Origin of the sequence: Sulfurospirillum arcachonense DSM 9755, from assembly GCF_000597725.1 — a bacterium.
GTDB lineage: Bacteria > Campylobacterota > Campylobacteria > Campylobacterales > Sulfurospirillaceae > Sulfurospirillum_A > Sulfurospirillum_A arcachonense.
The window spans coordinates 38,110-50,392 of the sequence record NZ_JFBL01000009.1; the positions used below are offsets into that span (position 1 = coordinate 38,110).

12 protein-coding genes are annotated in these 12,283 nt (G+C 30.3%); 6 read left to right on the forward strand and 6 right to left on the reverse strand.

Annotation, left to right across the window (positions count from 1 at the left end):
- Window positions 1-44: 44 nt before the first annotated feature.
- Window positions 45-1,043 carry a phospholipase A gene (locus K354_RS0108260; RefSeq protein ID WP_024955033.1) on the reverse strand — a complete coding sequence of 333 codons (999 nt, stop codon included), beginning with the start codon at window positions 1,041-1,043 and terminating at the stop codon, window positions 45-47.
- A gap of 43 nt (window positions 1,044-1,086) precedes the next feature.
- Here K354_RS0108260 and yddG point away from each other — a divergent pair, with 43 nt between their 5' ends.
- Entirely contained in the window at window positions 1,087-1,971 is an 885-nt protein-coding gene (gene yddG / locus K354_RS0108265; RefSeq protein WP_024955034.1) for an aromatic amino acid exporter YddG, read from the forward strand.
- 4 nt (window positions 1,972-1,975) lie between these two features.
- Complete coding sequence (locus K354_RS0108270; protein ID WP_024955035.1) at window positions 1,976-2,401, forward strand: DUF2846 domain-containing protein; 426 nt, start codon at window positions 1,976-1,978, stop codon at window positions 2,399-2,401.
- Window positions 2,402-2,410: 9 nt separating this feature from the next.
- Here the strand turns inward: K354_RS0108270 and K354_RS0108275 are convergent, their stop codons facing one another.
- Window positions 2,411-2,698: a Dabb family protein gene (locus tag K354_RS0108275; protein ID WP_024955036.1), complete on the reverse strand. Its 288-nt coding sequence runs from the start codon at window positions 2,696-2,698 to the stop codon at window positions 2,411-2,413.
- A 103-nt stretch (window positions 2,699-2,801) separates the two neighbouring features.
- Between K354_RS0108275 and K354_RS0108280 the strand changes: the two genes are divergently transcribed.
- Both K354_RS0108280 and K354_RS0108285 read left to right on the forward strand, forming a co-directional pair.
- Complete coding sequence (locus K354_RS0108280) at window positions 2,802-3,866, forward strand: TRAP transporter substrate-binding protein (RefSeq protein ID WP_024955037.1); 1,065 nt, start codon at window positions 2,802-2,804, stop codon at window positions 3,864-3,866.
- Window positions 3,867-3,927: 61 nt separating this feature from the next.
- The gene (locus tag K354_RS0108285) at window positions 3,928-4,806 is read left to right on the forward strand and encodes a DMT family transporter (RefSeq protein ID WP_024955038.1); all 879 of its coding nucleotides are present in this window, start codon (window positions 3,928-3,930) and stop codon (window positions 4,804-4,806) included.
- On the opposite strand, the gene K354_RS0108290 is transcribed toward K354_RS0108285, so the two are convergent.
- From K354_RS0108290 to leuC, 3 genes are read right to left on the reverse strand one after another with little or no spacing between them, the layout of a single operon-like run.
- Entirely contained in the window at window positions 4,784-5,947 is a 1,164-nt protein-coding gene (locus K354_RS0108290) for an EAL domain-containing protein (RefSeq protein WP_024955039.1), read from the reverse strand. The two genes, K354_RS0108285 and K354_RS0108290, sit on opposite strands and share 23 nt — an antisense overlap.
- Window positions 5,944-6,510 carry a molybdenum cofactor guanylyltransferase MobA gene (mobA, locus tag K354_RS0108295; RefSeq protein ID WP_024955040.1) on the reverse strand — a complete coding sequence of 189 codons (567 nt, stop codon included), beginning with the start codon at window positions 6,508-6,510 and terminating at the stop codon, window positions 5,944-5,946. The genes K354_RS0108290 and mobA overlap by 4 nt, the downstream gene beginning before the upstream one ends.
- Complete coding sequence (gene leuC / locus K354_RS0108300) at window positions 6,510-7,769, reverse strand: 3-isopropylmalate dehydratase large subunit (protein ID WP_024955041.1); 1,260 nt, start codon at window positions 7,767-7,769, stop codon at window positions 6,510-6,512. The genes mobA and leuC overlap by 1 nt, the downstream gene beginning before the upstream one ends.
- Window positions 7,770-7,840: 71 nt before the next feature.
- Here leuC and K354_RS0108305 point away from each other — a divergent pair, with 71 nt between their 5' ends.
- Window positions 7,841-10,102, forward strand: a complete 2,262-nt coding sequence (locus K354_RS0108305) for a diguanylate cyclase (protein ID WP_024955042.1) — start codon at window positions 7,841-7,843, stop codon at window positions 10,100-10,102.
- Here the strand turns inward: K354_RS0108305 and K354_RS0108310 are convergent.
- The gene (locus K354_RS0108310; protein WP_024955043.1) at window positions 10,085-10,804 is read right to left on the reverse strand and encodes an IclR family transcriptional regulator; all 720 of its coding nucleotides are present in this window, start codon (window positions 10,802-10,804) and stop codon (window positions 10,085-10,087) included. The genes K354_RS0108305 and K354_RS0108310 overlap by 18 nt on opposite strands.
- A 337-nt stretch (window positions 10,805-11,141) precedes the next feature.
- Between K354_RS0108310 and K354_RS0108315 the strand changes: the two genes are divergently transcribed.
- Complete coding sequence (locus tag K354_RS0108315; protein ID WP_024955044.1) at window positions 11,142-12,275, forward strand: HpcH/HpaI aldolase/citrate lyase family protein; 1,134 nt, start codon at window positions 11,142-11,144, stop codon at window positions 12,273-12,275.
- The last annotated feature ends 8 nt before the right edge of the window (window positions 12,276-12,283 follow it).

Sequence of the window (12,283 nt, forward strand, 5' to 3'; positions counted from 1 at the left end):
GGGAAGCTAGTCAAACTAGCTTCCCCTTTTTTTATGCTTAGATTTTATCTAGTTAGGCTAAAACCTAAACCAATCCTATCATTTGACTTGTCATAATCAATCAAACTTTCACCATACCCACTAAAGATTTGAACATAACCATAAGCATCATTTATCCAAGGAATAGGAAAAGTCCAGTCAAATTGAATGGCACCCTTATTCTCATCATCAAATCTTAGATTATTTCTAAGAAGCACTGAAAAGAGATGTTTTTTATAGGGATAAGATACTTTTAAATCTCCATATCCAAGGAAGTTATGAATATCTGGATTGTCATCACCATCATGGGTATTTGTTTTTTCACTTTCTTCAAATCTATACCAAGCACGAGGTTCAAAGAATATACCACTGTATTGAAAGATACCAGTTAAGTAAACTCTATTCCAAGAACGAGATTTTATACTATCTTGTCCATTAGACTGATGAACCAAGCCAATTTTATAGGCTTTAAGGGCAGTTTTGGCATTTTTGTAAGGGAAAATCATAAACAATTCGGGTTCATAATTGGTCTCTCTAAATGGGGATGATGTTTGAGATGTTTGCCACCAAGAAGTTTGAGTATATGCAAGGTAAAGTTTCTCATCCATTCCTAAAAGATTGGTAGCGAGGTTCTTTTTAAAGCTCAGTTGGAATTTTGTTTCAAAATTTTCTCTTCCTTCATGGTCTGTATAGTTGTAAGTAACAGGAAGGAGATAATTTAATTTATATGCTTCTATATCAAATGCAGAAAATATTATTTGCTTTACTGTCTCATCCGTTTCTTTATCGCCATAACTATCAATTTCATTTTTACCATATTTTACAATAGTAGGCTGTTTTGTTTGAGGTGTTATTATTTTTGGCTCAATAGCTAAAAACGCAGCTTTTTTATAAAATAGCATGGCTTTTTTTAAATCACCATTTTGCTCATATATTTTTGCAGTATTGAAAGCATCGGTAGCTTCATTAGCAAAAAGTATATTTGCAAATAATGCTATAATAATTAATGATATTTTTTTATTCAATTTAATTCCTATTTCTTTTAATTTTAGCAGATTTGGAGGCTATATGCAACGTGGAAATTTATTTGGTATTGTTGCAATTTTACTTTGGGCAACATTAGCAAGCTTTAGTGTCCTAGCTAAAAATATACCACCATTTGAGCTTACTTCAATGTCCTTTTTTGTAGCCTTTTTGATTGGAGTTATTTTGTGGAAAAAAGAAGGTAAAGGAGTACTAGTTCATATAACATGGCCACTTAAAGTTTGGATAGTAGGGGTATCTGGTCTTTTAGGGTATCAATTTTTTTATTTTTTAGCTATTCAAAATGCACCAGCTATTGAAGCTAATCTTATCAATTATTTATGGCCACTTTTTATAGTTTTAGTGAGCTCTTTTTTGCCAAATGAGAAGTTAAAATGGTATCATATTATAGGAGTTACTTTAGGTCTTATAGGCGTTGTTTTTTTAGTAAGTAAAGGTGGTAGTTTTAACTTTGAAGTTCAATACTTAAAAGGGTATATATATGCTTTTATTTGTGCGGTTATTTGGGCTTCGTATTCAGTGCTATCACGTCTTTTAGGTAAAGTACCAACAAGTGCAGTTGGAGGATTTTGCGGGCTTACTGCTGTTCTTTCGTTAGCTTGTCATTTAATTTTCGAAATAACAGTCATACCTAATTTTATGGAATTAATAGCGATTTTAGCTTTAGGGTTAGGACCTGTTGGTGGAGCATTTTTTGTTTGGGATTATGGGGTAAAAAATGGAGACATTCAGTTTTTAGGAACTTTGTCTTATTCTATACCTCTTTTATCAACATTGCTTCTTATAGTTTTAGGATTTTCCAAGCCATCTAGTTCAATTTGGCTGGCATGTTTTTTTATTGTTTCTGGCTCAATTATATCTTCATTGCCACAGTTTAAAATGTTATATAATAAACTAAAAAAGGGGTAGTTATATGCAAATATTTAAAATTTTAGTAGTAAGTGTTTTTTTAGTATTAGGTTTTGTTGGTTGCAATTCTTCATCTCCAAGTCCTGCACAAATAAATTTAAAAAGTGGGAAAGGTGCTATTGTTGTGTATAGACCACATAATAAGATATGGAGACATAAAAGATTTAATATTTATATAAATGATAAGTATGAAGATACTTTGATAAACAGAAGTCATCATGTTTTTGATAAAAAACCTGGTGAGTATATCATAGAATTGAGAGAAGATATAGAAATAAATCCAGAAATTTTTAAAGTTAAAGTACATCTAAATCTCAATAAAATAAAGTATATTCGACTTGGAACCCAATCTATTGAGGACCATTTAAAGTTAAAAGTTGTCAAAAAATTTATTGCTATTGATGACTCATGGTATCAAAAAAGGTACTAGGAAGTTATCCTAGTACTCGTAATCTACTACTTTAGTAATAGTGTTTTTAGATTTTACATAGTTTACAAATTCTACATGTACAGGATGTATAGCATAAGCTTGTAAGTCTTCTTTAGATTCAAAATCACATAGAAGTGCCAAGTCATATGCTCTATCTTCCGTTGCAAAGTTTAAGCCAACTTCGGTGCTTTTTAAAACTTCTATTTTATCTTGTAAAGAGAGGAGTTTATCTTTAATAATTTGTTTGTGCTCTTGCGAGTTGTCTTCTAATTTAAAAAATACGATATGCTTTATCATGAGTTTCCTTTGAAATTTATCTTTGTATTATACAAGGCATTATGTAATTAATCAAACATTTTATTTTTTTTGATTACAATACAGAGAAATTTAAGGAGATAGTATGAGATTTACAAAGATTATGGTAGCATCATTTTTAGCTATGATTTTAGCTTCAAATATGATAGCTGGAGGAAAAGTATACCACTTAAAACTTGCCACTTCGTGGAAAAAGACAGTACCTATTCTTGGAGAGGCTCCATTTGAATTGAAAAAGATGGTAGAAACAATGTCAAATGGTAGATTAAAACTACGTGTAGATGACCCTACGAAGCATAAAGCAGGATTAGCTGTAATGGACTTGGTTAAAGCAAAACAGTATGATATCGGTTACACTGCATCTTATTACTATAAAGGTAAAGATTTCAAACTTATTTTCTTTACAACTGTTCCTTTTGGATTACTTCCAGCAGAACAACATGCTTGGTTTGAGTATGGTGGAGGAAAAGAGTTAGCAAAAAAAGTTTATGATAAACATGGCTTAATGCATTTTCAAGGTGGAAACACTGGAATGCAAATGGGTGGATGGTTTAGAAAAGAGATTAAATCACTTGAAGATTTAAAAGGCTTAAAAGTTAGAATTCCTGGTATGGGTGGAGAAGTTATGTCTAAATTAGGTGTTCTTGCTGTTACTGTACCTTTAGGAGAATTATACACTTCACTTGATAGAGGAACAATTGATGCAGTTGAGTGGATAAGCCCAGTATATGACATGAATATGGGATTTCAAAAAATTGCAAAATACTACTACACTGGATGGCAAGAGCCTGCTAGTGAAACTCAATTTTTGGTAAATAAAAAATCATATGCAAAATTGCCTAAAGATTTACAACTTATACTAGAGACTGCTATGAGTAAAGTGGCAAATAGAGTTTTAGAAAAATCAGTGTATAGAAATGCGCTTGCTTGGGAAAAAATCAAAACTGAGCATCCAGATGTTAAAGTGTCAACTTTCCCTAAAGAAGTTTTAGCAGCACTTTCAAAAGCAAATGATGAAATTCTTAACGAACAAGCAGCAAAAGATCCTGTGTTTAAAGAACTTTTAGATTCTCAAAGAGCATTTATTGGAAAAGCAAGAGCTTGGACAAAAATGGGTGATTATTCATATATCAATAACACTTCAAAATAAATAATAAAAAAGGAGTAGAGGTGAAAGCCTTTACTCCTTTAGAGTTGTATAAAGGTAGGCAATGCAAAAAAATCAATCTCTTGCTTACAAGTATGCTTTGATTTCTGTCTTTTTATGGTCTACTGTAGCGACTGCATTTAAAATTACATTAGTTTATCTAAGTCCTCTTGAACTTCTTTTTTACTCTTCTCTTAGTTCACTATTTATTTTAGGAACTCTCATAGCGTATCAAAAAAAATTAGGTGAAGTTTTTTTACATGTAAAGCAACAACCTTTTTTAGTTCTTGTTTTAGGTGCTATTAATCCTTTTATATATTATCTTGTTCTTTTTAAAGCGTATGACATACTTCCCGCTCAAGAAGCTCAGGCTATTAATTATACTTGGGCATTGATGTTTGCTTATCTCTCAGTTGTTTTTTTAAAACAAAAATTAACTTTTGCAGATATAGTGGCTGGCTTGATTTGTTATTTTGGAGTTCTCATAATTTCTACAAGAGGTGAGCCTTTTTCATTGAATTTTTCTGATTTATATGGAGTACTTTTAGCCCTTTTTAGTACACTTCTTTGGTCTCTTTATTGGATATTCAATACAAAATCAAAAGCCGATGCAACAGTAGGGTTGTTTTGTAATTTTTTAGTAGGTGTTGTTATGATAGGACTCTATATAATTTTTACTGGTGGGATAAAACTTCCAAGTGTTGAAGCATGTTTTGGGGCTATATATGTTGGGTTTTTTGAGATGGGAATTACTTTTGTATTTTGGTTAAAAGCAGTGAGGCTTACACATAATATATCAAAAATATCAAATTTGATTTTTTTATCACCTTTTTTATCTTTAGTTTTTATTCATTTTTTTATAGGAGAAGAGATACTTTTATCTACGATAATAGCACTCTTTCTAATTATAAGTGGTCTGATTATTCAGCAAAAGTGGAAGTAGGTTTTCCTAAAAAATATCCTTGAAAGTAATCAAAGTTTAATTCTTTTACTTCTTTTAAAGCATTATCTGAGTTTATGTGTGAAGCTATTGTTTTGATATTTAATTCTTTACATGTAAAAAGAATCTCTTTACATGTAGACTTTGCATCTGGGCTTAAACTAAGTAAGCGGATTAAATTGCCACACACCTTTACAAAATCAATATGTTCTTTATTAAAAGAAGATAGTTCAGAATTTGAAGTTATATTATCAAGACATATTTGAATGTTGTTTTGTTTTATAATTTCAAGTTTTTCATCTAAGTTATCTGCTTGTAAATACTCATTGTTTTGCAGCTCAAATATAGTATTAGTATTTTTAAAAATTTCAATTAAAAAGCTAAATAGTTCTTCATCAAAGAAGTCATGACAAGATAAATTTATAGCTTTACTATTTTTATGTGCTATCATTTTTTTTGCTACAAGTTGTACTATATCGTTATAAAAACCTCTATCATGTGCAATTGTAAGAAAAAGTTTTGGTGATTGAATTGATTTTTTATTTTCATTTCTTAATAACATTTCGTTATATACGATATTTTGGTTCCTATCTATAACTTTTTGATAATAAGGGATTATGGTACCATCATCTAAAGCCTGTTGTAAAACTTTACAAATTTTTTCTTCATTTTCTTCTAGAAGTCTGTTTACAAACTCTGAGTAAGTAACAAAAGGCATATCTTCTTTTTTTGCAACATTAAGAGCTGACTTTGCTTTTTTTAGATGATTTTTTTGGTCTAAACAAATTCCTATATGAGCATTTATATTTATCTCATTGTTATTAAAAGTATATTTTTGTTCTTTTATAAAATCTGCCAATGAAAAGATTAGTTTTTCCATGTGTTGTAATTCAAAAGGCATATCTTTTATAAGAGCAAATGAATCTTCCTCTACTCTAAAACAAAACATTTCATTTTTATTTGCATAAGATTCTAAAGCTTTTGCAAATTCACATAAAATAAAGTCCCCACCTTCATCAGAGTATTTCAAGTTTATTTTTTTAAATTCTTTTAAATCTATTAACATAAGTTTTGGATGACTTGTTTCTTGAAGTGTTTTATTTAAACTTTCTAAAGAAGGAATCTGTGTTAGAGTATCAATCAAACTTTATCCTTTGCTTCTTTATAGTCTTGAGGATGATTTAAGTTAGAAAAGGGCTCATCACTTTGAAAATCAACATAAGTTGTTTTTACAAGATTTAGGAAGTTTTTTATTTTATGATTATTTTCTAAAATTTGCTGTTTTAAAATAGGTAAAATTGATGGAGAATAGATAGCACACAGTTGATGAGAACCATAAGGTGAACGAGCTATAACAACATCATTTTTTTCTTTACATGCAAAGAGTTTTTCATACATTACAATATCTACAAAAGGAGTATCTACACTTAAAATACACACTGGTGTATCAAACTGTTTTAGAATACTGTATAGAGCAATGAGAGGTGAGTACTCACTGAACTCTTTTACATCTTCTATAAAATTAGCTTCAAAGTCAAACTTATCTTTGGTTTTACAACTTACATGTAAAGAGCTAAAGTTCTTAGCATGTTTTGCTAATTGGTATTGTGTAAGGGTTTTAAAGTTCCCAAAAGGAAGTAACGCTTTGTCACTTCCCATACGAGAACTTTTTCCCCCAGCGACTATCACACAAGGTAGATTTAACATTACCTTGGGTCTGTTATTTTTCCAGTTATAGCACTCGCAGCTGCGACAGCTGAGTTTGCTAAATAGATTTCACTACTTCTATCACCCATACGTCCAACAAAATTTCTATTTGTTGTTGCTACACATCTTTCATCTTTTCCAATGATTCCCATGTAACCACCTAAACAGGCTCCACAAGTTGGATTTGAAAAAACAGCTCCTGCATTTATAAAAATTTCAACTAAACCCTCTTTTTGAGCTTGTAATGAGATTTTTTGAGTAGCTGGTGTGATGATAAGTCTTGTTTTTTGTGCAACTTTTTTACCATCTAAAATTTTAGCAGCAATTCTTAAATCTTCTAAACGTCCATTTGTACAACTTCCGATAAATACTTGGTCAACTTCTAAATCATCTGTAACTGCTTGTGTTACTGATTTTCCATTTGATGGAAGATGAGGATAAGCAATAACAGGATCTAGTTTAGACACATCAATATTTAGTGTTTGAACATACGTTGCATCTTCATCTGAGTAAAATTCTTTTGATGGTCTTGCTAAGTCTTTATCTGCTAAAAATTCTCTTGTGACATCATCAACTGCAACGATACCATTTTTTGCACCAGCTTCTATAGCCATGTTGCAAAGTGAAAATCTATCGTCCATACTTAGGTGGGCTATTGTATCACCTGTAAATTCTAAGGTTTTATAAAGTGCACCATCAACACCAATAAGGCGAATAACTTCTAAAATAAGATCTTTCCCATAAATATGTTTGCCAGGTTTACCAGTAAAAACAACTTTGATAGCTTCAGGAACTTTAAACCAGTTTCCCCCAGTTATCATAGCAAATGATAAATCTGTACTTCCCATACCAGTTGAGAATGCACCAAGTGCTCCATGTGTACAAGTATGGCTATCCGCACCTATAATAACATCACCAGGAACTACAAGTCCTTTTTCAGGAAGAAGTGCATGTTCAATTCCCATGTCTTTTTCGTCAAAATAGTTTTTTAAGTTGTGTTTATATGCAAAGTCACGGCTTATTTTAGCTTGGTTTGCACTTGCAATATCTTTTGCAGGTATAAAGTGATCCATTACTAGAGCAAAACCATCGGGATTTGCCAGCTTTTCTACGCCACTGTCTTCAAATGCTTTAATACTTATAGGGGTTGTTATATCGTTTCCTATTACCATATCGATGTTGCATTGTATAATCTCACCAGCTTTTACTTCATGACCTACATGGTCACTAAATATTTTTTCTGTTATCGTTTGACCCATCTATTAGCCTTTTTTTTATTTAATATTAGCTAAATTAAGCTAAAAAATTGATTTTATGCTATTATTTGTTAATGAAAAATTTTTTAAAACTAATAATTATTTTTGTATTATCACTCAATTTATACTCAAGTGAATCATTAGAAGAAGTAAGTATTCAATTAGATTGGAAATATCAGTTTGAACATGCTGGATTTATAGTAGCTAAAGAAAAAGGTTTTTATAAAGAAGCTGGTTTGGATGTAACACTTTTAGAATATTCAGATGGAGTGGATATACAAAAAGATGTTATATCTAAAAAAGTAGATTTTGGTATATCCAATGCGCCTTTAATGATTAAAAATAATATCCTTCAACCAGTAGTTGTTTTAGCTACATATTTACAACGCTCACCTCTAGTTCTTGTTACCCAGCCTGAGATAAAAAAACCTTCAGAGCTTGAAGGGAAAAAGATTATGGTTACTGAAGAGGAGTATAGAAGTAGTTCATTATCTCTTCTATTAGAGCACTTTTTTATAAAAAGTATTCATGTTCCTCATACGTATGGAATAGAAGCGTTTAAAAATAAAGAGATAGATGCTATGAGTGCATTTACATCAAATGAACTCTATGAACTTGATAAACAAAATATTCCTTATAACGTAATGGACCCACTTCAATATGGATTTGTAACGAATGCAATAAACCTTTTTACTTCTCTTGAAGTAGCTAAGAATAAAACTCAAATGACAATAAATCTTTTAGCTGCTACTAAAAAGGGTTGGGAGTATGCTTTAAAAAACACAGATGAAGCAGTAAAAATAATACATAAATATAATCAAAAAAAGTCTTTATCATCGCTTCGTTATGAAGCAAAAGAGATAAAAAATTTGATGCTTTTAAGTCTTTATGATATAGGTGAAACAAGTAAAGAGTTGTTAATACGTGCATATAAACAGTTAGTTAGAAGCAATAGAGCTTTTTCTCATCAAGAAGATAAAATAAAAACTTTTGGAGATATTCTAAAAAATAGAGTTAATACAAATATTATATTTAGTAAAAAAGAGAAAGCATATTTAGAGAAAAAAGGCATATTAAAACTTTGTGTTGATCCTGACTGGATGCCTTTTGAAGGTATTAGGGAAGGTCAATATGTGGGTATGATTGCTGATTATTTTGAATTGATAAGAAAAAAATCTGGGTTAAAAATAGAAGTGTATCCTACAAAAAACTGGGATGAGAGTATATCTGCTATGAAGAGTAGAAAATGTGATATTATTGGTTCTGCAACACCAACAACCGATCGTTTATCCTATATGAATTTTACTGATGTTTATATGAAGTTTCCTATTGTATTGGCTACAAAAGTAGATAAACCATTTATTGATGATATGGGAGATATAGTTACAAAAACTTTTGGTGCTTCAAAGGGTAATTCAATAATTGAAATTCTTAAAGATAAGTACCCTAAGATAAATATTGTCGAGGTAGAAAATATTCAAGATGGTTTACGAAAAGTAGAGCGTGGAAAAATCTATGGTTATCTTGATAATCTAAGTGTAACTGTAACCAATATTCAGCAATCCTTTCATGGTGTACTAAAAGTATCAGCAAGACTCAAAGAAAGTGATGATTTGACAATAGCTTCAAGAAATGATGAACCTCTGTTAAATAGTATATTCCAAAAAATAATTTATAGTATTGATCAAATAAAAGTAAGAAAAATATTAAATAATTGGATTGCCGTAGAGGAGAGTGGAAGAGTAGATTATACATTTGTAGGGGAAATAATTCTTGTAGGACTTTTACTTCTTATAATAATCTCTTTTTATAGCTATAAGTTAAAAGTACAAAATAGAAAGTTAGCTCAAGTTTCTAGAGAAGATGCTTTAACGAAGATAGGAAATAGACTCAAAATCAATGAAGTCTTGGCTGAGGAATATAGGTATACACGTAGATATGAAGTTCCTTGTGGCATTATTCTTTTAGATATTGATAATTTTAAAGAAATTAATGATAAGTATGGACATCTCAAAGGAGATGATATTCTTCAAAAGTTTGCTGTCATTTTATCACAAAATATTAGAGCGACAGATAAGTTGGGTAGATGGGGTGGCGAAGAGTTTTTGATAGTTTGTCCTAATACAAAAAGAGAAGATTTGCTAAAAGTAGTAGAAGGATTGAGAAAAGATATAGAAAATTATGACTTTGGGGATGGCGTGAGTAAAATTACTGCTTCATTTGGTATAAGTTCTTTTGATGGCGTAAAAACAATAGATAAAGTAGTAGATGAAGCAGATAGAGGATTGTACCATGCTAAAAGTAGTGGAAAAAATAAATTAGGAATAATTGAGTAGTTTAAAGATTTCTTCACCAAATTTCTTTAAAGTATGTTCATCTAATCTTACAGATAGCCCAGAAATACCAACAGCTCCAACAAACTCTTTTTTCTTATTCAAATAAGCAACTCCTAGAGATTTTAAACCAAATTCATGTTCTTCATTACCTATAGCATAACCTGTTTGTTTTACTATCTCTATCTCCTTTTGAAGCCTACTAATACTAGTAATAGTATTGCTTGTATATTTTGTCAATTGTAGTTGGGACAAATCAATATCGCAATAACTTAGAATTATTTTGCCAAAACCATTTGTATGAAGTGGAGCGTGTTTTCCTATAGAATCTCTTGTCTTTAAAACTCTTTTAGATTTATCGACTTGATTAAGATATAAAACGGAATTATTGTCGAGTATGCCTATATAGGAGCATTCATTGGTCATATAAAATATTTTGTCTAATAATTCTTGAGTATTTTGTACAATTTTTTCTCTATTATCTTTTTGAGTAAGCTTTCTCATCAAATCACTTAGTATAATCTCTTTTGAATTGTTCAGATATTCTATAAAGTTTTCTTGCATTAAAGTAGTAACCAATCGTGACATAGTACTTTTATCTATGTCTAATTTTTGACATAAAATATTTGCTGTAAGAGGTTTATCGCTTAACATTACTTCTTTTAAAACAGATAATCCCTTAGTGAGTGACTTGCTTTGATTCATGTTATACCAATAATTTTTATTAATAATAACATTATTATGTTACAAATCTACATAAATTTATATTTTATATATATTTTTCTTTCACTATTTAAGAAGTTTATATTTTTTTTTCTCACTATATGAAACTTCTTTTTATAATGTCTTCTTAAACCCCTATATACCAATAATTATAGCTATTATAAATTTAATATTAATAATATTTTTATAACTAATTATTACGTTTTGATTTATTTTATCTATGGACTAATAGTACAAATAAATTAAAGTTTTAGATGATAAAAATTGGATTTGAACTTCTTTAAATTCAAGAAAAAATTAAATTAAAAAGGTAAAAAGTATGACTTCATCTTTTATGGATTTGTCAAAATTGACAGCTAACGATGACTTAACACCAGTACTTGGTGGGTACTGGCCTGGAATTCAAATATATTATCCACCTATTAAGTTTAATCCTCTTGATGGGAGTTATGAAAATATTGAACAAGCAAAATATAGACTACAAAAACATGCTTATAAAACCAAAGCACATACTCTTTTATTTGATCTTGAAGATGGGTGTCGAATGAAAGAGATGTCAAGAGCTCTTTTACTTGAAGAGTTACCAAAATTCCCAGAAAGAGATTTTCAAATAGCTATTAGAATAAATCCTTTTAGAACATTGGAATACGAAGCAGATTTAAAATTGATAAAACAGATTCATAAATATATAGATGTGATTGTTTTAGCAAAAGCAGGGGAAGTTTATGGGGATGCTGAAATCAGAGATTTGTCTTCTTGGTTGGTTTCTATTGGAAGTAACTTAACTATACAGCCTATTATTGAACACCCAAGGTCACTTCAAATTGCAGATAAGCTTATGACTCACTCTACTGTAAAACATGTTGTTTTTGGTATCCATGATTTTTCAAAAGCAATGGCATATAAAATTACCCCAGAGGGTTGGATTGATGAGCTTGAAACATTTTTTAATATCTTAACAATGGAAGCAAGAATAAAAGGTCGAGGAGTTATAGGCGGGGTTGAAGTTTTATTAACACCAAATTCACTTCCTGATAGCTGTGTTGAAAAAAAAGATATTAGAAGATGGTTAGATTTACATGGAGATGATGCAAGTAGGCATGTTTATTCCCATGCAAAAAGAGAAACTGCTATGGGACTTACCGGGAAACAAGTCATCACTCCAAATCATATCAATATTTGTAAAGTGGCTTTTACTCCATCTCCTTTAGCTATAGAAAATGATATCAATATCTTAAGGCAAGCCATCAAAGCAGAAGCACTTTTAGGGGGTGCAATAAGGTATAACGGTGAGATGTTAGATCCTCCTATGTTTGGGAAGTCTTTACAAAATATTTTAAGAGCTTATGCACTTAAAAGTTTAGATAAAGAGGATCAAAACTTTGCTTTAGAAGTTTTAAACAAAATGCCAATTCATACTATTCAAGAAAATTGGCCATTTGGGCAAATATAGGTAATAAA

Excerpts from the sequence above, each read along its gene's own strand:
- yddG (WP_024955034.1), top strand. The coding sequence starts at position 1,087 with ATGCAACGTGGAAATTTATTTGGTATTGTTGCAATTTTACTTTGGGCA.
- K354_RS0108270 (WP_024955035.1), top strand. The coding sequence starts at position 1,976 with ATGCAAATATTTAAAATTTTAGTAGTAAGTGTTTTTTTAGTATTAGGT.
- K354_RS0108275 (WP_024955036.1), bottom strand. The coding sequence starts at position 2,698 with ATGATAAAGCATATCGTATTTTTTAAATTAGAAGACAACTCGCAAGAG.
- K354_RS0108280 (WP_024955037.1), top strand. The coding sequence starts at position 2,802 with ATGAGATTTACAAAGATTATGGTAGCATCATTTTTAGCTATGATTTTA.
- K354_RS0108285 (WP_024955038.1), top strand. The coding sequence starts at position 3,928 with ATGCAAAAAAATCAATCTCTTGCTTACAAGTATGCTTTGATTTCTGTC.
- mobA (WP_024955040.1), bottom strand. The coding sequence starts at position 6,510 with ATGTTAAATCTACCTTGTGTGATAGTCGCTGGGGGAAAAAGTTCTCGT.
- leuC (WP_024955041.1), bottom strand. The coding sequence starts at position 7,769 with ATGGGTCAAACGATAACAGAAAAAATATTTAGTGACCATGTAGGTCAT.
- K354_RS0108305 (WP_024955042.1), top strand. The coding sequence starts at position 7,841 with ATGAAAAATTTTTTAAAACTAATAATTATTTTTGTATTATCACTCAAT.
- K354_RS0108310 (WP_024955043.1), bottom strand. The coding sequence starts at position 10,804 with ATGAATCAAAGCAAGTCACTCACTAAGGGATTATCTGTTTTAAAAGAA.
- K354_RS0108315 (WP_024955044.1), top strand. The coding sequence starts at position 11,142 with ATGACTTCATCTTTTATGGATTTGTCAAAATTGACAGCTAACGATGAC.